Annotated in this window: 20 protein-coding genes and 1 other annotated feature; of the genes, 6 read left to right on the top strand and 14 right to left on the bottom strand. The window is 40.7% G+C overall.

The annotated features are described in order from the left end of the window. The first annotated feature begins 31 nt into the window (after positions 1 to 31). Positions 32 to 1,003 carry an asparaginase gene (locus LM917_RS04535; protein WP_232696293.1) on the top strand — a complete coding sequence of 324 codons (972 nt, stop codon included), beginning with the start codon at positions 32 to 34 and terminating at the stop codon, positions 1,001 to 1,003. Positions 1,004 to 1,092: 89 nt separating this feature from the next. Here the strand turns inward: LM917_RS04535 and LM917_RS04530 are convergent, their stop codons facing one another. Then, a complete protein-coding gene (locus tag LM917_RS04530; protein WP_232696558.1) occupies positions 1,093 to 2,367 on the bottom strand; it encodes a Glu/Leu/Phe/Val family dehydrogenase in 1,275 nt (424 codons plus the stop codon). Between the two features lie 352 nt (positions 2,368 to 2,719). Between LM917_RS04530 and LM917_RS04525 the strand changes: the two genes are divergently transcribed. Continuing rightward, entirely contained in the window at positions 2,720 to 3,493 is a 774-nt protein-coding gene (locus tag LM917_RS04525) for a PIG-L deacetylase family protein (protein WP_232696292.1), read from the top strand. Between the two features lie 246 nt (positions 3,494 to 3,739). Here LM917_RS04525 and LM917_RS04520 read toward each other — a convergent pair whose 3' ends face one another. From LM917_RS04520 to LM917_RS04495, 6 genes are all read right to left on the bottom strand, one after another. Then, positions 3,740 to 4,333: a genetic competence negative regulator gene (locus LM917_RS04520; RefSeq protein WP_232696291.1), complete on the bottom strand. Its 594-nt coding sequence runs from the start codon at positions 4,331 to 4,333 to the stop codon at positions 3,740 to 3,742. 466 nt (positions 4,334 to 4,799) lie between these two features. Continuing rightward, on the bottom strand, positions 4,800 to 5,705 hold the full coding sequence (locus LM917_RS04515; RefSeq protein WP_232696290.1) for an NAD(P)/FAD-dependent oxidoreductase: 906 nt from the start codon (positions 5,703 to 5,705) through the stop codon (positions 4,800 to 4,802). 54 nt (positions 5,706 to 5,759) lie between these two features. Then, entirely contained in the window at positions 5,760 to 6,443 is a 684-nt protein-coding gene (locus LM917_RS04510) for a LysM peptidoglycan-binding domain-containing protein (RefSeq protein ID WP_232696289.1), read from the bottom strand. Between the two features lie 21 nt (positions 6,444 to 6,464). Next, entirely contained in the window at positions 6,465 to 7,049 is a 585-nt protein-coding gene (locus tag LM917_RS04505) for a CPBP family intramembrane glutamic endopeptidase (protein WP_232696288.1), read from the bottom strand. Next, positions 7,033 to 8,634 carry a RecQ family ATP-dependent DNA helicase gene (locus LM917_RS04500; protein ID WP_232696287.1) on the bottom strand — a complete coding sequence of 534 codons (1,602 nt, stop codon included), beginning with the start codon at positions 8,632 to 8,634 and terminating at the stop codon, positions 7,033 to 7,035. The genes LM917_RS04505 and LM917_RS04500 overlap by 17 nt, the downstream gene beginning before the upstream one ends. Continuing rightward, positions 8,627 to 9,724 (bottom strand): YpbB family protein, encoded by a 1,098-nt coding sequence (locus tag LM917_RS04495; RefSeq protein WP_232696286.1) that lies wholly within the window; start codon positions 9,722 to 9,724, stop codon positions 8,627 to 8,629. The genes LM917_RS04500 and LM917_RS04495 overlap by 8 nt, the downstream gene beginning before the upstream one ends. An 83-nt stretch (positions 9,725 to 9,807) precedes the next feature. On the opposite strand from LM917_RS04495, the gene LM917_RS04490 reads away from it, so the two are divergent. From LM917_RS04490 to serA, 4 genes are all read left to right on the top strand, one after another. Continuing rightward, entirely contained in the window at positions 9,808 to 10,734 is a 927-nt protein-coding gene (locus LM917_RS04490; RefSeq protein ID WP_232696285.1) for a hypothetical protein, read from the top strand. Positions 10,735 to 10,848: 114 nt separating this feature from the next. Then, positions 10,849 to 11,058 carry a ferredoxin gene (locus tag LM917_RS04485; protein WP_232696284.1) on the top strand — a complete coding sequence of 70 codons (210 nt, stop codon included), beginning with the start codon at positions 10,849 to 10,851 and terminating at the stop codon, positions 11,056 to 11,058. Between the two features lie 329 nt (positions 11,059 to 11,387). Continuing rightward, positions 11,388 to 11,631: a binding site (T-box leader), on the top strand. A 90-nt stretch (positions 11,632 to 11,721) separates the two neighbouring features. Then, positions 11,722 to 12,876, top strand: a complete 1,155-nt coding sequence (locus LM917_RS04480; RefSeq protein WP_232696283.1) for a pyridoxal-phosphate-dependent aminotransferase family protein — start codon at positions 11,722 to 11,724, stop codon at positions 12,874 to 12,876. Further along, complete coding sequence (serA, locus tag LM917_RS04475; RefSeq protein ID WP_232696282.1) at positions 12,869 to 14,458, top strand: phosphoglycerate dehydrogenase; 1,590 nt, start codon at positions 12,869 to 12,871, stop codon at positions 14,456 to 14,458. The genes LM917_RS04480 and serA overlap by 8 nt, the downstream gene beginning before the upstream one ends. 62 nt (positions 14,459 to 14,520) lie before the next feature. Here the strand turns inward: serA and LM917_RS04470 are convergent, their stop codons facing one another. The 7 genes from LM917_RS04470 to LM917_RS04440 form a co-directional block, all read right to left on the bottom strand. Next, positions 14,521 to 15,657 (bottom strand): HAD family hydrolase, encoded by a 1,137-nt coding sequence (locus LM917_RS04470; RefSeq protein WP_232696281.1) that lies wholly within the window; start codon positions 15,655 to 15,657, stop codon positions 14,521 to 14,523. A 42-nt stretch (positions 15,658 to 15,699) separates the two neighbouring features. Continuing rightward, positions 15,700 to 17,475: an ATP-binding protein gene (locus LM917_RS04465; protein ID WP_232696280.1), complete on the bottom strand. Its 1,776-nt coding sequence runs from the start codon at positions 17,473 to 17,475 to the stop codon at positions 15,700 to 15,702. Then, entirely contained in the window at positions 17,476 to 18,189 is a 714-nt protein-coding gene (locus LM917_RS04460) for a response regulator transcription factor (RefSeq protein ID WP_309241929.1), read from the bottom strand. It abuts the gene before it with no gap. 91 nt (positions 18,190 to 18,280) lie between these two features. Next, positions 18,281 to 19,507: a c-type cytochrome biogenesis protein CcsB gene (gene ccsB / locus LM917_RS04455; protein ID WP_232696279.1), complete on the bottom strand. Its 1,227-nt coding sequence runs from the start codon at positions 19,505 to 19,507 to the stop codon at positions 18,281 to 18,283. Between the two features lie 19 nt (positions 19,508 to 19,526). Then, on the bottom strand, positions 19,527 to 21,194 hold the full coding sequence (gene resB / locus LM917_RS04450; RefSeq protein WP_232696278.1) for a cytochrome c biogenesis protein ResB: 1,668 nt from the start codon (positions 21,192 to 21,194) through the stop codon (positions 19,527 to 19,529). 13 nt (positions 21,195 to 21,207) lie between these two features. Further along, positions 21,208 to 21,729, bottom strand: coding sequence for a thiol-disulfide oxidoreductase ResA (resA, locus tag LM917_RS04445; RefSeq protein ID WP_232696277.1), 522 nt, complete (start codon positions 21,727 to 21,729; stop codon positions 21,208 to 21,210). A 176-nt stretch (positions 21,730 to 21,905) separates the two neighbouring features. Continuing rightward, positions 21,906 to 22,625 carry a pseudouridine synthase gene (locus LM917_RS04440; protein WP_232696556.1) on the bottom strand — a complete coding sequence of 240 codons (720 nt, stop codon included), beginning with the start codon at positions 22,623 to 22,625 and terminating at the stop codon, positions 21,906 to 21,908. Between the last annotated feature and the right edge of the window lie 83 nt (positions 22,626 to 22,708).

Raw genomic sequence — 22,708 nt, 5'->3', positions numbered from 1 at the left:
AAGAAAACCCGCAACAGGAGAGAGTGCCTTTATGAAAAAAGTGCTAGTGATCAATACAGGTGGCACCATTGCCATGTCAGTCGAAGAAGGGACGGAAAGCGTTAAGCCTATCGATGAACAGGTATTGAACCAGAACCTCCCGTATCTATCTAAGTATGCTGATGTAGTTATGAAGGACATGGCAAATTTACCTAGCCCTCATATTACGCCTGCAATAATGAACCAACTACGTCAATTTATTGAAAACGAGCTTATCAATGACATTTATGATGGCATCGTTATTACTCATGGAACTGATACCTTGGAAGAGACTGCTTATTTCCTTGATCTTACTCTTCCGGTGACCGTCCCTATCGTAGTGACAGGTGCAATGCGATCAAGTAATGAGCTGGGTGCTGATGGTCCTGTTAATTTGATATCTTCTGTGCGTACAGCCATTGGCCCAGAAAGCAGAAATAAAGGGGTCCTTGTTGTTTTTAATGATGAGATTCATGCTGCTCGTTACGTAACCAAAACCCATACATCAAATGTAGCAACATTCCAATCACCTGCTTATGGTCCTATTGGGTCCGTCATGAAAAAAAACATCCATTATTACCATGCACCTCTTGAGCGTGAATTTTATTCCATTAACCATGGAAATGGGAACGTACCACTAGTTAAAGCTGTAACAGGTATGGACCCAGCGTGGTTAACTTTTTTACTTGAACAAAACATCGATGGCGTCGTCATTGAAGCATTTGGTTTAGGTAACCTGCCACCAACCATTTTACCGGTTTTACGACAATTAATTGAAAAAGGTATTCCTGTAGTCATGGTATCTCGCTGTCACAATGGACAAGTACAAGATATCTATGGTTATGAAGGTGGCGGACAACAGCTTAAAGAGTTGGGCGTTATTTTCTCCAATGGCTTAAATGGCCAGAAAGCACGTTTAAAGCTCATTGTTGCCTTACAACAAACCACAAATCCAAAAGAGCTACAGAATTGTTTTGAACTGTAACTAGATTTGGACGTATCGATGTCTCACCAAAATATTTTTGTACACAAAAAACCCCGGAACCATAAGGCTCCGGGGTTTCATTTATTATTTTATACCCAACCACGGAAACGAGAAGCTTCCGCCATTTTACGTGCACCTACCATGTATGCTGCAAGGCGCATGTTAACACGTCTGGTTTGAGAAGTTGTGTACACATTTTCAAAGGAGCGAACCATTACTTTTTCCAATTTTTCTTCTACTTCTTCTTCTGACCAGTAGTAACCTTGATTGTTTTGAACCCACTCAAAGTATGATACTGTAACTCCACCAGCACTAGCCAAAACATCAGGAACCAGCAAAATTCCGCGTTCTGTCAGAATCTTCGTAGCTTCCAAAGTAGTCGGACCATTTGCTGCCTCAACAACGATAGCTGCTTTTATGTGAGGAGCATTTTGCGCTGTAATTTGGTTCTCGATAGCAGCCGGAACCAGGATATCGCATTCTGACTCCAATAATTCTTTGTTGGTAATCGTGTTTGAGAATAGTTTGGTAACTGTTCCAAATGAATCACGGCGATCCAGTAGATAATCAATGTCTAAACCATTTGGATCATACAAAGCACCATAAGCATCGGAGATACCTACTACCTTCGCTCCTGCATCATGCATGAACTTGGAAAGATAAGCACCTGCATTACCAAAACCTTGAACCACCACACGAGCCCCATTTAGCTCAAAGCCACGCTTCTTAGCAGCTTCGCGTATACAGATGGTTACGCCTTTTGCAGTTGCTGTCTCTCTACCGTGTGATCCGCCTAAGGCAATCGGTTTACCCGTAATAAATCCAGGAGAATCAAATTCACGAATACAGCTGTACTCGTCCATCATCCACGCCATGATTTGGGAATTGGTAAATACGTCTGGTGCTGGAATGTCTTTGGTAGGCCCTACCACTTGACTGATCGCTCGTACATAACCACGGCTTAAACGTTCTAACTCAGGGAAAGACATCTCACGAGGATCACAAATGATTCCGCCTTTTCCACCGCCATATGGCAAGTCAACAATTCCCGCCTTTAAGCTCATCCAAATCGAAAGCGCTTTCACTTCTTCTTCAGTAACTTCTGGATGAAAACGAATCCCACCTTTTGTTGGTCCTACTGCATCATTGTGTTGGGCGCGGTAACCAGTGAACACTTTTACTTCACCGTTATCCATACGCACTGGGATGCGAACGGTCAATACGCGCAATGGCTCCTTTAACAGTTCGTACATCGACTCTTGGTAACCAAGTTTACTCAGTGCTTCCTTAATTACTGACTGAGTAGAAGTCAGCAAGTTCAAGCTTTCTGTCTGTTGACTTGATTCATTGCTATTGGTTACCATTTCGTGATTACCCATTTTTAAATCCCACCTCAGAAAATTATGTCGATTATTCCAACGCTTAGTATACACGTTCTCTTTTTCAAAGAGAAGCAAAAAAATTCATTATATGCCCAGTTATTAAAATATTCACCATAATTACTGGATCATACCAATTCTTTTCGCCCTAGCCACAGCATATCCTTCTTCTTGGTAAATGAAAAGGGTTGGATGCACTTGTAAGTGTTTGTAATGCTCTTCTCCTCATGATGATATAATAGTAGGGTAGCCTTAGTTGCACTTACGTAAGAGAAAAATGTATTACGTTCTTGACCGTTTAAAAACACTTCATAGATTAGAAAGGGAGAGTCATGTAATGTCCTCTACAATTTCCAACAAAACCATCTTATTTATTTATGCTCACCCTGACGACGAGACATTTGCATCAGGCATTACCCTTGCAAGTTATGCAAATCAAGAAGATACCCGCCTCTCACTGCTGTGTGCGACTCGGGGCCAAGCAGGAAAGCCTGGGAATCCTCCTCTTTGTACCCCTGAGGAATTACCTGCTTTGCGTGAAGCTGAATTAAGAGAAGCATGCAAAATTCTTGGAATGAATCGAGTAGAAATACTTGATTATGAAGATAAACATGTAAGCGATGTTCCCAAAGAAGAATTGGCCGGGCACATCAAGAAAATGATCGATGAAGAACAGCCACAAATTCTTGTTACGTTTGCCCCTCATGGTATTTCTGGTCACCCTGATCATATCGCCATTTCACAAGCAACCAAATATGTCGTCGACCATGTACTTGATAAATCGTCCAGCGTCAAGAAACTTTATTATGTTACCATTCCTTTGAATTCCCCATTTACAAGCAAACAGGGTACCCCAACGAATGGTGATCTTATCGAGAACATTACGACTATCATTGAAAATGAACAACAACAGGAGCAAGTGGCCAAAGCACTTTTAGCCCATCGAACTCAGCATATGTCAGTTGAACGGGTGTTTCCAGGTATTGGTTCACACAATTATGAGAATGTACGAACAAAAAATTACTATATCCTGGCTTGGCATAACCTTACTGATTATATTGTTGATACCGATGTCAAAGAGGCTGATTTATTTGCCCATGTTACTGAGTAAAGAATCTATATGATACAGACCCCTTTTCTTTTTACAATCAGAGTCCACCTTATTTGAGTGGACTCCTTTTTTTATACTACTTTCCCAGTGGTTTCCTCAGATGATTGGACCAATTTCTTCTTGTACTTTGTATAGTAAATCAATGTCAGGAATAATAGCCAAGGGACTCCGTGGAACCGCAGTACGAAAAAACAGGCCCCACTCCATTAGAATGAGTCCTGTTCTTTATCATGAATTCCAAACCTATCAATTGAAATAACGCGCCACTTGTTTCACAGCATCATCAGCCATGACAACCTTCCCATATTCTTCAAGCACATATACCGTTATTGGAGTTGCCTCCCCATATTCAGATAATATCGCAATCAGATGCTGATATTTATCCTGCTCCAGATCAACTTCCTCTAATACAAGATAGTATTTGTCTTGGTAAGAATATAGACTTCCACCGTCCACTAACATTGAATTAATACGATGGGAGACTTCTACCACATCTTCAAAATCTCGGAAAGCATATATGATCAAGTCACTCTCTTCAAGAGTTACTTCCATTTCGTATACATCTTCATCCTCTTCGTCCTTCTCGGTTGCAACTCCTGCTTTTCCACGGGTTACGATCACAACCATACCTTGCGCAGGAAGGGCGAACACTTCCACAGCGACAGGACCAGATATTTCGAATCCGAGCTCATGGTAGGCCTGCTCCATCATATCATTAAACAGTTCATGAACCTTATGGGTGTCACGCCACATGTCTTCCTTTTCAATCCCTCGCTCTGTAAGATCATCAAAGGTTAAAAAAATTCTTATCTTATCTGTGCCAAGGCGCTCTACTCGCATGACTGTCCCTCCTAACCATCCAGTCCTATTACAACGTATGTAGCGAAGCCTGTAAGAGTTCCGTACATACAACCATAAAAAGACACTTCATCAGCACATAATTGTGGCAAGCTTATACTTGTCTCTATTCCATCATGATAACACAATCAATGCAAAGAACAAAGATGGTCAAACTCTCAAATCTCCCACAAGTATTGACATAATTAGAGCTATTACGATTTTTATGCTAACCTTGTCAATTTCTGCGCTTTCCCAGGAAACTTTTTATCTTGTCTATCTTGATAGTTATACGATTATTCTATCATTTCGTTTCATGTTACAAGTAATAATTATTTGAAAAGCTCTATTGAAAGGAACTAAGAAAGCTGTTCACTTTATAACAATTGTTTTTCCTATCAAACACTTTGTTCCTATCCACATAGTAAGTAAAAGAAAAAGCCGCAACTATGGCGACTTATTCTGCTACTTACGTGATTTCAAATAATCTCTTATGTATCCAGATTGCTGCTACTGCACCATCTGCTAATGATGTTACGACTTGTTGCGAATGGGCATTAATATCTCCTGCAGCCCAAATGTTCCTATGGGTGGTTTCTTTCGTTCTAGGGTCAACCCGTACGTGACCTTTATCTAGAAAACCAATCTGAAACGTTCTCATGAGGTCAGTGTTTACATGTGCCCCTTTGAAGGCGAGAAATCCTCTCTCAACCTGATAAGTTTCGCCTGATTGTAACCGAAAGCCGCTAATCATTCCGTATACCTGTAAAATCTCAGCTATTTCTTCATTCCGGTAACGACTTCCCCATTTCTCTGTTATCTTCTGTTCTTCATGATCTAAATTAATTCTGGCATGATTGATCACAGTTAAATCATCAGAATAATACTGAAGACTATCTGCCATGTTTATGGCTTGTATACCACTACCGATCACAACAGTGGACTTATTGATAATTTCAAAGCCATCACAATCCGGACATATATAAATGCTCTTTCCTAGACAAGGTAGTAGACCCGGAATGGGCGGAAGAACATCCTTAATACCGGTCGAAAAAAGTAGGGTCCTGCCGAGTAGCAATTGGTCTTCATTTTGTACTGTTACCTGAAAGATACCATCTTCGTTCTGTTCACAAAAGGTTGCTGTAGCTTCCAAAAAGACAGCCCCCCATTTTTTGGCCATTTGCTGTCCTCTCTGTCTAAGTTCTTCTCCACTTACTCCATCCGGAAATCCTAGTATATTTTGATAGTTGCGAGCAAGTACCGATCTGCCCATCCCGCTATCTATTACTAAAACCTTCCGTCTGCTTCTAACCAATTGAATGGTCGCCTGTAATCCAGCTATACCGCCGCCGATCACAATCGTATCATAGATCATGACTACCCTCCTGATTCGTGCTATGGGTATGTTACCCCAATTCGCCTTTACTCATTAAGGTGTAATGGGAATGTACAGCTTTCTACCTACAGGTAGAGATGCCTCCATTTTAAGACCATTAAAATGTGCGATTCGTTTCGCACCATCGTTATTACCGTAGTATTTGCGAGAGATCTTGTACAAATTATCCCCTTTTTGTACTCGATATAGCTTGCTTTTTACCTTTTGCTCCGTTTTTACGGGCTGGGTTTGCTCTAGTTGTGCATGATTTGAATTTGACGTGGTTCCATTACCTGTTTCTGAATTCGTGTTACTAGAAGGCACTGTTGGTGTCGTCTGATTCTGAATGTTTGAATCGTGACTCGTGCCACTATTTGATTCTCCACCAGCCTTCTGCTTAACAGTAGGATCACTAGATTGAGAAGGTTGATTATCTACTGGTTCTTGCTCGACCTCTCTTGGCTGGGAAGCTTCTTGTCCTAAGGTTGAAGTTGCTTGAGGTACAGATGTTTGTTCGCCAGGGGCTTTCTGATTCACTTCCGTTGAAGTCGGCCAAAAGATCCATATTGCTGCAGCTGCAACGGCCACGACAGCACCTGCTATCGGCAACACCCCTATTTTTCTATTTGATGATCCATTCTTCTCTTTTTTCTGATGCCTGTTACTTCGAGGAGGTAGATGGTAATGTTCCTCTGTATTCGTTTCCTCTTCGTCTTTCATCTGATCATGTTTAGTCATATAAAAAATCCTCCATCTTCACTAACGTATGCTATCTTGATTAATTGGTTTATGTAAATATTTCAAAGCAAGCGCCAAAAGAAAATCTACGACGGCATGAGCCAACATTACGATACCCAGGGATTGGGTGTGTATGAACAATAAGCCTAATAAGTAACTGGTTCCAAACACCACAAGCACGAGTAGAATTTTTTTCAGATAGCGGATATGAATTAAAGTAAATATCACACTCGTCCAAAAGTTGCCCATAAAGTGTTGGATCACTCCACGAAACAACCACTCTTCACTAATACCAACCACGATGCATATCAGCATGATCATCGGTAAGGACTGGCTTCGAAACAATCGCTCATTTAAGCCGCCATCATCTAACCAGTCAGCAGGTAATGTTTTATCCATTATCAGATTGAGTGAAACAATAAATCCTACAAACAACGCTGCATATAAGAGTCCTCGACTATCAATTGAGGTAAATAACTGCAAAAGCTCATCATTACTGTATATGAAAAAAGTTGATACAACCGCAATTCCTAACAAAATAGCCTGTGACAGCCACAAATTAAGCAGTAACGTACGATCATCCAGTTGCTCAGGGGTTATCTTCATGATGTTCTCCCTTCTCATAATGCGTAACACCGGGCAAAAGCTGGGACAATGCGGTTTTTAGATCCCAAACGAGTCTAGTAGGAATCTCCACAGACATCTCCTTTTTTTCATACATGGTGGGATCAATCCCGCAATGTACACAGCAATTCACTACGTGGTGACCAGCCATTTCCTCACCAAAATAGGTAAGCATTCTACCGCGCAAACAAGAATCTCCTTGTAACCAATCTTGAATTCCCTTTAGTTTTTGATATTTTTGAGATTTTACTTGTTGAATGATCCCCCAAAGCTGTTCTATCATTTGCTCTGGTTGAAACACATTTTTTCGTATTTCATATCCATTTTTCAACTGATGAACCGAGGAAATGGCTCCCGCCTTCTCCGCGTAATAAAACAGTAATCTTGTCACATTTTCACCGACACCTACTTCTTCAAATAGCTGTTCATGTGTCAGCGTGTTGAACTCCTCCTGATTTCTTGCAAACAGGTGTATAAACCTTATTACCTCTTCTACAGTAGGATACTCCTGGGCAAACAAACGATGATGAATCAATAAGTCTTCTTCGCGATAGTACAAGCACGCATAGCCTGGCTGATTATCCCGCCCAATGCGACCGATCTCTTGTGTATATGCTTCCATACTGGAAGGCGTATGATAATGAAGTACAAACCGAATGTCGGGTTTATCAATCCCCATGCCAAAAGCATTCGTGGCAAAAATAATGTCTAGTTGATTCTGCACAAATTGCTCCTGAATCAAAATTCGCTCCATCGGGTTCATTCCACCATGAAAACCACTGACACGATGTAAGCCTTCCCCGTGACATTTGGCAACCAGCTTGTCCACAGTTTGACGGGTACTGCAATATACAATTCCGGGCATTCGTAATTCTTTTAGCTGGGAAAAGAGAATTTCCTGCTTTTCAGCATCATTTTTTACCCATTTAACATCAATCGCTATTGTCGGACGATTAACTGTCAATCTGACTTGGTGTTCCGGTAAAATTTGAAATAGCTCCCCTATCTCACGCTGAACCTCTGCTGTTGCCGTTGCCGTCACTGCGAGTACCAGTGGGTTCCCCAAACTATTAACTAGATCAGGCAATTTCAGATAATCTGTACGGAAGTCATGACCCCATTGTGAAATACAATGTGCTTCATCGATTGCTACCAATGATACTCCTCTTTTTCTTAATAGAGAAATGACTTGCGGTTGCATCAGCTTTTCAGGTGAAATATACAGCAGTTGATAAACTCCTGCTACTACCTCTTCCATTACTATTCTCATCTCATCCCGATCAAGTGAGCTGTTTAGGTAGGTAGCATAACGATGTCCATGTTTTTGAAGCTTTTGAACCTGATCCACCATCAATGAAATTAACGGGGAAACCACAAGTGTAATTCCCGGAAACAGGTAAGCAGGTAGCTGATAAGTAAGGGATTTTCCCCCTCCCGTCGACATGATACCCAGTACATGGTTTCCTTGTAGCAAAGGAACCATAATCTCTTTCTGTCCCTCCCGAAAGGAAGTATGACCAAATTTCGCTTGTAAGGCATCGCTTAGCACCAATAAATTCTTATCCATTTGGCCCTCCTTTCAACGCTAAAGCAAGCCTGATTTGTAAATAGGTATAGGAATTTCCCAATTCATCTTTAATAAGTCGTAACCGTTTTGTCTCATACTGTTTGCTAACTTGATTTACTTCATTTATTTGTCCCTTGGTAATCCAGCGACTAAAATCAAGAGGGATTCCAGCCAGTGCAATTTCAATGATATGGTCCTCAACTGTATTACTTTTAATGTTACGTCTAACAGCAATCTCCTGTATATCCGCCCCTTTTTGTAACAAGCGGTACGTTTCCATTGTACTAGTACTAACTGAAAGCAAAGCTCGGCTATCGTCTTCTATTAGCATCGTAAGCAGAGGGTACTTGTCATGATTCTCCTCTACTTCTTTATATACTTGGGTCCAGATTCCGGTCATGGAGAGTTGAAATAACACAAGTGGCATGTTGTTTTTGTAAGCTAACTGCTGCCATGTCATCCCTACTTGTCCTACTCCCGTCAACTGATCAAACAACTGCTCCTGAATATCTGCAGAATAGATGGATAACAGTTGATATAATTCTCGTTCTAAACCAGTTATCCATGCCTTTCTTGCCTGAGGAGTTGCTAACAGCTGTTTTACTGTTCGCTGAATATCCTTGTGAGAAATGATTGGAGAGAATCTCATATCCTCAAATAACAAATGAGAAACGGTTTGAACCACTAAATGGAGATGTTTGCGAAACCGTTCCACTTTTGGTGTAAAACGCAAACCGTCTATCAGGGATAATTTGTAGGTTAACTGATGCTCATTATCTACCTCTTTTATTTTTTCTCTTCCCTTTTCCGTTACGTAAAAGCTCTTCTTATTATGATCAGTCCAGTTCATTTCTTCTATATACTTATTATCATGTAAATATTTAACGATTTCGTCCCAACTCTCTCTCGAAAGCTGAGGAAATAACCGATAATATGGATAGAGGACAAAATGGTGAACATCCTGTAGTACTTGGCTGGCTTTGCGCCCTCTTACCATGTGATATAACGATTGAACGGTTCTTTCACGCTCAACAATTGCCAATCCGGTTAGCATCACATAGGAAATGATCGTAAAGTTTTGGTCCTCCATTGCTACATGTTTCTCCTTTTCGATTTACCAGTTTTACAACTAAATGATTACTAGAAGACCTGTCTGTAATGTGGAGGGATATTATGACAAAGAGATTATCCAGACAAGAGTACCTCGTGATCTATATGATTATCTTATCATTTGCTTGCTTAATCGGCGGATTTTTTTTAGGTGCTTCTGTTGTACAATCAAAAATGAACGTACAAATTAATCAATTGCAGCAAGCCAACAATCAAATGCAGCAAAATGATCAACTTATTAAGGAGAAAAAATTATATCGTGAACAAGATTTCACCAGCTATTATTATGGATTTTATCAGCCTATCGAATCTTTCAAGGAAGATTATTTTCTCTATGTAGCCAACTTACAGGGAAAAACAATCGAGGGTCAAAAAAAACATCATCAAGACTTTTTGAAAATCATACAAGCAAAACTAAAACAGCTTGAGCCCGCAATGGTCTCCGCTACTTCCCCATTATTGGTGGATGCAAAAGCAGAATACATAGCAAGTTTACAAACGTTAAAAACGAGCATACAGAATGTGATCGATGATCCACAAGGAAATACATACACTGCGCAAGACATTGCCGCCCAGCGACATTTACAAGCATTTACAACCAAATGGTTAGAGGCCCAGAAAAAGATGTATCATGCCATTGCACTCTGGGAACAAATATATGTGCTGAAGCATAGCATAAGTGACGTAGATATCTCTTCTGTTTCTGAAGATAATTGGGACAAGATGCCATTTCACTACCGCAATTATTTATCTGCTCGATATATGCAAAACATGCATGTGTTACCTCAGTTCGTACCGCATGACGTAACTGCTAAAATTGATTTGATTCGGAAGAAAAAAGAATTTGAGAGCAGAGGCTGGCAAAATATAGCGATTGGTGTTAATGTATTGATTGCAAGCAATTCGGTACAAGCTGGCGACTTTTCCAATTTAAACAAAAGTCTCTACCCTGTATTGAAATTGCCCGAGATGCCACTTTTCACAAAATGAATCATGTATTAGGTACATTTATAGACGCGATTCATTATTGAAAAAAATAGCTAGAAATAATACAATAATTGTGTACAGAGTCTGTACGAGGTTCTTCGGGAGGTGAAACCTACTATGACTACATGGGTTGATAAAGATACTTGTATTGCGTGCGGAGCTTGTGGTGCTACCGCTCCTGACGTATTCGATTATGATGATGATGGTATTGCCTTCAACAAAATCGATGACAACACTAATACTGCTGAAATTCCGGATATTTTACACGAAGATGTTCGTGATGCAGTTGATGGTTGCCCGACTGATTCTATTAAGATTGAAGGGTAATTCTTTATTAGCAAGCTGACATCTACTTACGTGGAAGTCAGCTTGTCTTCATTTAGAATAGCTTATATCGATGGTTCATTCGAATAAGCTAATAATTCCCAGTTTATTTTTCATACTTTTCAGAAAGTATCTCTGTGTAGGAAATACATTCTGATCCGCACAAAACACGAACATTCTACTCTCTTACCTTCCTATTCAGCATTTATTAAACCAATTACCGAACATGCACTCATTATGTATAAATAATGTTCATCCTTTAAAATTTTTTTTATGCTTGACGCTTCTGAATTACCGTGATAAAGTTAGTTCTAACTTACACAGCTACATATAAAACAACATTGAAGAAGAGATGCTTTTTGAGAAAATCCCCAGAGAGCCGGTGGTCGCTGCGAACCGGTGATTTCTTTAAAAGATAAGCACTTCTGAGTTGGCAAGCCTAACCCTATTATCAGTTAGTAGGCTTGAACGGGTGATCCGTTATCTCTCAGGTTAAGATACCTGGTAAGGTTTTTCTCTGTGAAGAGAATAACAAATGAGGGTGGTACCGCGAAAATCAAACTTCTCGTCCCTCACTGCACAATACGTGTAGTGGGTGGTTTATGAGAGGTTTTTTTATATTTACAAACAGATATTTTGAGAGATCATGTAGGAGGTTGAGATATTATGTTACAAGAAAAAGCAATTCTACGCATCCCTGGCCCTACCCCAATTCCACCAAGAGTACAACAAGCAATGAGTCAGCCAATGATCGGGCATCGCAGTGGACAATTCTCCAAGATCCTGAAGGAAACAGCCGAGCAACTGAAACCAATCTTTGGAACAACACAAGATGTATACACCATTGCAGGTAGCGGAACTAGCGCTCTAGAAATGAGCGTTGTGAATACATTGGCTCCTGGCGATGAAGCAATCGTAACCGTGAGCGGCGCTTTTGGTGAACGATTCGCAAAAATCTGTGAACGCTACAACATTACGGTTCACCGTCTTCAAGTACCTTGGGGCGAAGCCATTTTACCTGAACAATTGCAATCCTTCTTACAAGAGCATCCTTCTGCTAAAGCAGTCTTTGCAACTCATTGTGAAACATCTACAGGAATCCTTAACCCGATCAAAGAATTGGCCGGGACCATTAATCAGCACAGCAACGCGTTGTTCATCGTGGATGCAGTAAGCTGCCTCGGTGCCGTTCCATGTGAAATGGATGATTGGGGTGTAGATATTGTTGTAACAGGCTCTCAAAAGGCGTTTATGCTCCCTACTGGTCTTGCATTTATCGCTGTAAGTGAACGTGCTTGGAAACGTATCGAAGAAGTTGATCCACGCGCATTCTATCTTGACCTACGCGCATATCGCAAAAGTTTAGCTGACGATACAACTCCATATACACCAGCTGTTTCTTTGATTCACGGCTTACAAGAAGTAGTTGCCATGATTCAGGAGGAAGGTTTAGAGCAAATTTATGCTCGTCATGAATTGATGAAAGAAATGACACGCCAAGCTATGCGTGCTTTGAATGTACCACTGATGACAAGTGATCAATACGCCTCTCCTACTGTTACATCTATTAATCCGGGTGACTTGTTTGATGCAGAAGCACTACGTAAAACTTTACGGACCAAATACAATGTCACTATCGCTGGTGGACAACAGCATTTGAAGGGGAAAATTTTCCGTATTGGTCATATGGGCTACTGTGACCCTCAAGATGTGTTGACCGTTATTGCCTTAATCGAAGTTTCACTCATTCAAATAGGTTACCAAGTAGAATTAGGTGCTGGCGTCAAGGCCGCCCAGGAGGTGTTGATTCAACATGGATAAATTTCAGGTTTTAATTACAGATCCACTTAGTGAACAAGGAATTCAACAGCTGCTTGATGCTGAAGACGTAGAGGTTGTGCAAAAAGTAGGCATTAGTCAGGAAGAGTTACTTGAGATTATTGCTGACTATGATGCTCTACTAGTTCGCAGTCAGACTCAGGTAACCGCTGAAGTACTTAAACAGGCAAAACGCATGAAAGTAGTAGGCCGTGCCGGAGTTGGTGTGGACAACATCAATATCAACGCCGCTACAGAGGCTGGGATTGTAATCATCAATGCTCCTGACGGAAATACTATCTCCACCGCAGAACATTCCTTTGCCATGCTGATGGCAGTAGCACGCAATATCCCACAAGCTCACAAGAAGCTCGTAGATGGAACATGGGATCGCAAAAGTTTCCAAGGTGTGGAGCTAAACAATAAAACATTAGGGATCATCGGTATGGGTCGTATCGGTTCTGAGGTAGCAAAACGCGCTAAAGCCTTCAATATGACTGTAATTGGTTACGATCCTTATCTAACGGATGAACGAGCTCAAAAGTTGGGAGTCATTAACGGTAGTGTCGCTGATATCGTAGAGAAAGCAGATTTCATTACGGTTCACACTCCACTTATGAAAGAGACACGACATATTCTCAGCTATAAAGAGTTCGCTAAAATGAAGCCTAATGTTCGTGTCATTAACTGTGCTCGCGGAGGCATCATTGATGAAGCTGCTCTCCTACACGCTCTGGATAATCACCAAATCGCAGGTGCTGCCCTTGATGTATATGAAGAGGAGCCACCTGTTAATAATCCTTTAATCGGGCATCCTCGTGTGGTTACAACGCCTCATTTAGGTGCATCAACATTTGAGGCTCAGGAGAATGTTGCCATCGACGTATCTTATGAATTACTGAAGGTGCTCCGTGGTGAGTCCTTTAAAAATGCAGTTAACTTACCTACCATTGCTGCACATTTGATGGAACGTGTTCAGCCATACTTTATTCTTTCAGAAAAACTTGGACAATTCCTAGCTCAGCTTACAATAGGTGCCCTGCAAGAAGTTAAAATTACGTACAGTGGTGAACTGGCTGATATGGATACATCCCCACTCACACGTACCATTTTAAAAGGCTTACTTTCCTATCGCTTAGGTTCTGAAGTTAACTATATTAATGCAAATTATTTGGCTAAAGTGAGAGACATTTCTGTAACAGAAGAAAAATCAACGATTCACCGTGGATTTACCAGCCTAATCACTGTTACGCTTCGCTCCAATCTAGAAACAAGAAGTATTGCTGGTACTAGATTAAATGGTTACGGCGAACGTATCGTAAAAATTGACCAATCCACAATCGATGTACAACCAGCAGGTAATCTGCTCTACGTTCAACATAATGACCGCCCTGGTGTCATCGGGTATGTTGGTAGTATTCTTGGTAAAAACAACATTAACATCGCAACTATGCAGGTTGGTCGTAAAGATATTGGTGGAGATGCAATTATGATGTTAACTGTGGATAAACAGGTTAATTCTAAAATTTTGGACGAATTGGGCGGATTAGCTGAGGTTGTAAGCGTCACTCAAATCGAACTATAAGCTTATATAACTAAAAAGCGTGTAGACCATTCTCTGGTCTACACGCTTTCCTTTTATCTATTTTACCAGGTAAGCGAAGCGACTTCACTGACATCCTTCCAGATGAACTCTGCTTTCTCCTGTACAAATTTTTCACGTGCCTCTTCACCTGACAAACCAGTCAATGTAGCAGCAAATTGACAGCCAATGGACCGGGCAGCTAATAAATCAGCTAAAGAATCCCCTACGATAAGTAAATGTTTCTTCTCTTCTTCTGTAAGCGTATAGGAAAGTGCTTCTGCTACAGATTGCTCTCTTGTAAGGTATCCATGTAAATAGCAGTACGGATGTGGTTTTGAAAGCGGAGCTTTTTCTGGAAACTCGTTTTCAGCATCCAGGACATGACTCGCTGTCACAATACGATTTGGTTCAAAGAATTCGAGCAATCCCAACTCTTCTAACGGCACATACGTCTCAATAGAAGGACGACCCGTTCCAATACCCAACCGATATCCTCGATCTTTTAAGCCTTGCAAAATCACACGCATTTTGCTAGGTGGTACAATGGCAATCTCATCTGACAAAAAGCCCTTCTTCCCAGGTTGGAAAGATACTCTGCCAATTGAATCCACAATGAGTCCATCACCAAGATACCACTCTTGGAATGTCTGCTGACATAGAACCCATAGTTCACTGTTACGAGAAAACATCTCTGTTTTCACTCCGCACTTCTCAAGGGCGATTTGGTTAAGATAGGAAAGCATTTCACCTTTCACAGCATTCCCTTTTGAAAAGTCTGAAACAAAACTAGCATAATCAGGGACAAAATTCTGCTTCTCTTCAATCAGCCAAGATTTCAAATCAGCTATTTCATTACGATTAATCTGATTTTGTAGAATAGAAGCAACTTGGTCTCCCTTTGCTTTCTTCAACTGCTCAACAAGTCGAATCAACTGGTAGGAGAAGGCCAGAAAAACCATATCCCAGTTTGAATTAATGCCTCGACTCTTGATAAAGTTCAGAACATCGTCATTCGAAAAAACGCGAGTCCGTACTTCTCTGATCTTAGGTTCCAGAGGAGCTGCTTCAAACGTATCCCCACTTACTCCGAGATAATTGTCGCTATGTAGCAATTCCCAAACGGTTAAAGCAGAAGCATCAAAGTAACGTTCTTCACTCAAAAACACTCCATCAACATCAAACAGTATGGTCTTTTCCAACCTTTAGCACTCTCCATTCGCCGCATTTCATCTATTCTCTATTCATGACTTGACAGGTATGACAATCGTAAAGGTAGTACCTTCATTTGTTTTACTTTGTACAGATATTTTTCCACCATGAGCCGATACGATATTTTTGGCAATGGCCAGCCCCAGTCCGGTACCTGCTCTACCTCTTGTACGAGCCTTATCAGCCTTATAAAAACGCTCAAATACAAATGGTAAATCATCCTGAGGAATACCACTTCCTGTATCTCTAACTTCCATGATAAGTTTTCCTTCTTCTTCATCATACACGTGTAGGGAAATATCGCCACCGTCTGGTGTATGGCGAACTGCATTATCAATTAAATTGGTTAATACCTGCTCGATTTTGTCTGGATCAAACAATACTGATTTATGAACAGATTTCAATTCTAAATGAAATTGTACGCGTCTTTCCATAGAAACAGTAACAAACTTGCGCATCACTCGTTCCATGTATGGCTTAAGTTCTGTCATTTCCTCATGAAGTTCTACATGCCCTGCTTCCATTCTCGCCAGATTTAATAATTCGTTAACCAGCTTACTCATACGAACTGATTCGTCATAAATAATCTGAGCCAATTCCTTATGCTCTTCTGGAGTGGAAGCAATATCATCAACGATAGCTTCACTATAGCCTTGTAACATTGACAATGGTGTGCGTAATTCATGAGAGATGTTAGCAACGAAATCCTGACGAAGCTTATCCATTTTACGCTCTTTAGTCAAATCTCTAACTACAGCTACAGCGCCACGAACCTGATTATTATCATATAACGGTACCGTGACAATGGACCAAAACCGGCCCTGGACTTCCATATCTGCCGTCACTTCGTGCTCAGACGTCAATACCTTTTGGAATAGCTCATATACAGGCAGTGGATGCCCACTGTATTCATACTGCCAATCCTTAATAAATTCTTCTGCTTGCGGATTGGTAAGAACAATGCTTCCTTTCATATCCATCATCACGACACCATCAACCATGCTGCTTAGTACAGTTGCGATTTGCTCTTTTTCATGAGAAAGTGCATTCACAACCTTTCTCAGCTTAGCCGTCATAATATTAAAGGCTGAAGCAAGCTCACCTATTTCATCCGTAGTCCGAATAGGAATTTCGGCATGAAATTCACCATCAGCAATTCGTTGTGCAGTCTGCTTCATTTGTCGTAACGGTGAAGTAATACGCGACGACAGGAAGAAAGCAAACACCGTAGTCAAAATAAACCCAATTACTCCAACCACAAATATTAGTTGTCGGATCTCCAGATAAGTGCCGTTCACTTCTTGAACTGCCTGATACAAAATCATCGCTGCCTGTTTTTCATTGCCAAAACTAACAGGCAAAGCCATCGTCAAATATTGTGTACGATGGACAGCACCGCCTACTTCACTACCAACAACTATTCGAGTAGGAGCTACCGTTTTCCCGTTCAATGCATCAGACAAAGGAAACTCTTCTCGAATTAAATAAGAATATGAAATTTGAAACATTTTATCTTTCACTTGATTATGAGCAAGCACCTGCTTATTAGCATCAACAATTAAAATTCCCGTGTTACTAACAGATAAAATATTTGAAGCAGTAGTTAGCATTTCTTGCTGGTTCGTAGAGCTTTCTAAGGTCGCAGCCAAGTTCTCACCAAGTTGTGCCAGATTATCACTCTGGTGTTTAAAATAATAACTGCCGAAAGAATTAACCAGCAAGAGGCTGAATATTGTTAGAACAACCGCGAAGAGGGCAATGATCGTCATCCATAGCTTGCCAACGACACTTCGAAGATACCTTTCCACTTACTTTGGCACCTCTAGTTTATATCCAACGCCCCATACGGTAGATATCATTTGGGCTGCATCCGGTGAAACCTTATTCAGTTTTTCCCGCAAACGTTTAATATGGGTATCTACAGTTCTTAGATCACCAAAGAAATCATAATGCCAAACATCTTTTAATAATTCTTCACGTGTAAATACTTTATCAGGAGACAGAGCTAAATAATGTAACAGCTCGTACTCTTTTGGTGTGAGATTTACCTCTACACCATTCGCTGTAACTTTGTGAGCATCATGATCGATCGTTAACTCAGGGAATACGAGAATAGAATGACTTGAAACGGTATCTGTCTTTAAATAAGCTGTCGCAGATGAGCGACGCAAGATTGCTTTCACACGAAATACAACTTCACGTGGGCTGAAAGGTTTTACAACATAATCGTCAGCACCTGCTTCAAAGCCATTTACCCGGTTAGCTTCCTCACCTTTGGCTGTCAGCATAATAATTGGTGTTGCCTTTTGTTCGCGGATTTTTTCACAGACTTCGATTCCATCCATCCCAGGAAGCATTAAATCAAGAAGAATAATGTTATAATCCTGGTTTAATGCTTTTTCTAGCGCTTCCTCTCCATGTTCCGCTTCGTCAATATAGTAGTTCTCTCTCTCCAAATACATTTTCAGTAGACGACGAATTCTTTCTTCATCATCTACAATGAGGATACGTTCTTTCTCCACCCAGATCACCTCTACAGCAGCATATGTGCATAATAACTCCAAAAGACTGGTGCCTTGACACCAGCCTTTTGAGTGTAATTAAATCGGTATATTAAACGCCTGCATAGGAATGCAAACCTACAATAACCAGATTTACTACAACTAGTGTTATTAATATAATAACAAACCCTACCACTGCCATCCAAGCAGATTTTTCTCCCAACCATCCTTTTGATAGACGAAGATGCAAATATGCACTATAAAACAACCATACAATCAGTGCCCAAGTCTCCTTTGGATCCCATCCCCAGAAGCGTCCCCACGCCTCATGAGCCCAAATCATTGCAAAGATTAAACCACCTAACGTAAAGATCGGATATCCGATGGCAATAGCCCTGTAACTGATTTCATCAAGTAACTCAGGGTCAATATCATCCATTGCTGGCTGCATAGCTGCCGCAATTCTTTTACGTAAAATAAGGCGTAGAAGTCCATAAAGCACTAACCCCGACATAACGGACCAGATAACAGTATTAAATTTGCGAGCAGCATCAAGACCATGCATGAAAGTAGGAGTTTCAAAAAGTGGTTTCATCGGTCCCTCTTTTATGATCGTGTAATCCTGTGGACCAGCAATGGCTGGCAACTTGTATTCAACTTGTTGCATTTCTTTGACAACCCCAGGATTATTTGCATCATACACAGGAAATTCAAAGGTTGTTGCCATATTAGGCGATTGGAGAGCGAATGATACAACAATAAATCCAATCATCATCAAAATGACACTAATTGTGAGCTCCAGCATAAACGTGCTTTTTGAACGTATTTTTTGTGGTATTGTCCGAATCAAATACATGAGACCGGCAGCAAAACCAATAGCAAGTATACCTTCTCCTAGCGACACGGTTGAAACGTGAATTTGTAACCAGTAATTTTGAAGAGAAGGAACAAGTGGTGTAATTTCTTTTGGGAACACACTGGCATACGCTAACATGATAGCTGCGAGTGGCATTGAAAACGCTCCAAGTATTGTTAACCGATACAAATAGTAAAGTATGAGGAACCCTGCAACAATGAAAAACGCAAAGAGCGAAATAAATTCGAACATATTGCTTGTTGGCGATCTTCCCGCTGCTGCCCAACGCAGCACGATTTGTCCCAGATGGAGAATAAACCCTATCAAACTAACAACCATACCTATGCGGCCATATTTTGTTGCATGCTCTTCGGGGTCTCGATTCGACCATTTTCTACCTGTAATTGCTACTGTAAAAAGCATTGTAGCAATCAGATAGAGGATAAAAGCTCCAAGTAACAAATTACCACTCAATTCTATCAATCAAGACGCCCCCTTTTCTTTACGTATTTTTCTTTTTGTCCTTATCTTGAACAGCAACCAAATCATTCGAAAGATTCAGATGTTTCATCAAAAACTTAGCTTCTTGTTTCAATCCAAACCAGTTTTTGTTCGTATGGCCAGCTACATAAATGCGACCTGCTTCCATATGAATCCAGATGCGTCGGTGGTTCCAATAAAAGCCCATAACCAAACCAATCATAGAGACAATTGCCCCAAACAGAATCAATGGGAGCATCGTATCTTTTCGTACGATTAGCCCTGAAGAATCAATGAGATCAGGCATATGAGTTGCTAGTTGAAAACGAGGTGTATTCTCATTTTGCTGAACAAATCCACCAGCTACATATGCAACGCGCTCCAACACATTTGTTTTTGTATCAACAATCTCCATGGCAACCATTGGATTGTTCGGAAGTACACCTTTGGTTTGCGGTCTATTGTCAGTACCCATTTGATAATCAGGGAAGTAATCCAGAATACGAACTACGTAATTCTCTCCCACTTTAATTTCAGAAGAGGGATCGAACAAATCGATCTTCACTTCCCCTATTTCCTTAGAGTCAGGAGAATCCATATCAATCAGTGTAAAATTTAAAGCACCCAATATTTGTTCACGTCGATCTAGCTGAAATAACGAAATACCTTGATACGTAATCGGATGATTTACAGTAATAGGACCTTCTTTTACCTGGGTCAAATTAGGCTCTGCACCAGGTAAATTCTCATTTTCATTTTTGTATATAATCACATCAGTCTGAAAATTTTTCGGGATTACCATCCCTTCTTTCATACCAAGCTCTTCTACATATTCGTCTTCCGCATAATATTCCGTCTTGTATTCCAGATTCTTAACAAATAACTTCGTTCCTGGAATAGAAACTGTTTGGCCTTCACGAACCCATATGAACTCTTCAATATGGAAAGCTGGTACGCCACGCAAGAGCACCCCTAGTAAAAATACAATCAAACCAACGTGATTAATATAAGGACCCCATCGACTTATACGTCCTTTTTCAGCCAGGATGGATGTTCCTTCTCCGAAGATCTTGTACCCTCTCTTCTTCAACCAGCCTTTTGTTTGATCCATAGTAGCATCTAATTCTTTTGCCCCCTCTACCGGCAGGGGAATAAACAGCCTTTGTCCGCGATAGAAAGCTAAATGCTGATTAATTCTCGGTTTACGTAACGCTTTGTAAAGCGGGATAATCCGATCAAGGCTACATATTACCAATGAAATCCCGATCATCGCCATTAATGTGACGAACCACCAGGAATTATACATTTCATGAAAACCAAGTAAATAATAGATATCGCCGAATAGTCCGTACGTACCGCTGTAATAATCTCTGGTCATTTGTTCGTCTAGAAGTGGTACTTGTACATACATCTTCTGAGGTAGGATCGTTCCCACACTCGCCATTACTAATGTGATAATAATGATAATTACAGCTATTTTGACAGATGAAAAGAAATTCCATACCTTATCAACCAATTTACGGGAATATGTTTTGGAGCGTCTCGCCATTCCTTCATAGCGCATGCTTGGGAAGTTGTCCGCTTCTTCCAGTTCGGCATCTGTCATCAGAAGCGGTTTACCACAGGATTCACAAAGAACCGTTCCTATGGGATTGGTATGACCGCATTCACATTTTCTATCATCGCTCATACTTTTTCCTCACTTATTGTTTAGTTTCAGATAATAGTTGTTCCATGACTCTTTCGGTCATCTCACCTGTCTTAATGACACGGATCACTCCATCTTTATCAATAAAATATGTAGTTGGCATTTTTCCTACGCTATAACGCTTGGTTACTTCTTTTCTTGAGTCAAACCAGATTGGGAAGGTAACTTCCACTTGTCTAATAAACTGTTCTGCTGTTAGTTTTGCTTCACCAACATTAAGTCCAATCACTACCACGTCGTCTGATTTATATTTTTGATAGATCTTTTCAAGAGCAGGCATTTCATTGCGGCAAGGTTCACACCACGTCCCCCAGAAATTCAAGATTACCGTTTTCCCTTTTAAATCTGCCAGCGTTACATTTTTATCTTCCCTATCCTTCAGACTGAAATTGGGTGCTTCGTCTCCAACTTTAAGGAGTCCAGGTTTAGAAATACTGCTATAAATAGCAAACACGAGTGCAATTAATAATATTCCCAAGACGCCTATTCGCATATAGATTCGCTTTTCTTTGCCCATTACGTCACCTGGCCTTTTGCCGTTTCTTGTCAATCTGTCTTCCGAACTCTCTAAATCGTTTGAAAAATGAATATACTCCCCTTCATTATAGCGGGGAGACCTTCCAATACTTATTAAACTTTTTGAACAACTTATGAACGATGTGAGCTACATCACACATCCGTTCTTCAGATTGTTTACTTCAGCACTTTTTTTAAGTGCTTTACTTCCTGAGGTTTCAGATGTCGAAATCCCCCGGATCTTACTTCATCCAACGTTAAAAATCCAACACGAATTCGTTCAAGGGTAACCACAGGATGTCCGATTGCCTCACACATTCTTCTAACCTGCCTGTTACGTCCCTCATGGATCGTAAGCTGAATCTGCGCCCGATTATGAGCTTTATCAATGAATAGTATTTCTGCTTCACCAGGAGAGGTCATTCCATCTTCTAATTCAATACCAGTAGCCAATAGGTTAACAGAAGCCTTACTCGGTATTCCTTTTACCCACGCACGATACACCTTATCGATCTCATATGATGGGTGAGCAAGCCGATTTGCTAAATCTCCATCATTGGTCATTAATAATAGACCAGACGTGTCGTAATCAAGCCGTCCCACTGGATAAACACGTTCGTTAATGCTTTTTACCAGATCACGAACAGTTTTTCTTCCTTGTGGATCATGCATGCTTGTTATTACACCTGTTGGTTTGTTTACCAGTAGATAGACATGTTTTTCTTGTGCAATGCTTTTATTATCCACGAGAATTATGTCAGAAGCTGGATCTACCTTCGTCCCTAGTTCAGTAACAATTGCACCATTAACTTTGACTCTGCCTTGCTTGATGAGTTCCTCTGAGCTGCGTCTCGAGGCGACACCCGCTTGAGCAAGAACCTTTTGCAAGCGCTCCATCATTCATACATCACCCCTTCAACATTCTACCCATTTCCATCTTGTTGAACAAGCAAAAAAACCGGTTTCAACCGGTTTTCTGA

Origin of the sequence: Brevibacillus daliensis, from assembly GCF_021245735.1 — a bacterium.
Taxonomy (GTDB): domain Bacteria; phylum Bacillota; class Bacilli; order Brevibacillales; family Brevibacillaceae; genus Brevibacillus_B; species Brevibacillus_B daliensis.
This window is presented reverse-complemented; position numbering and strand designations above follow the sequence as displayed.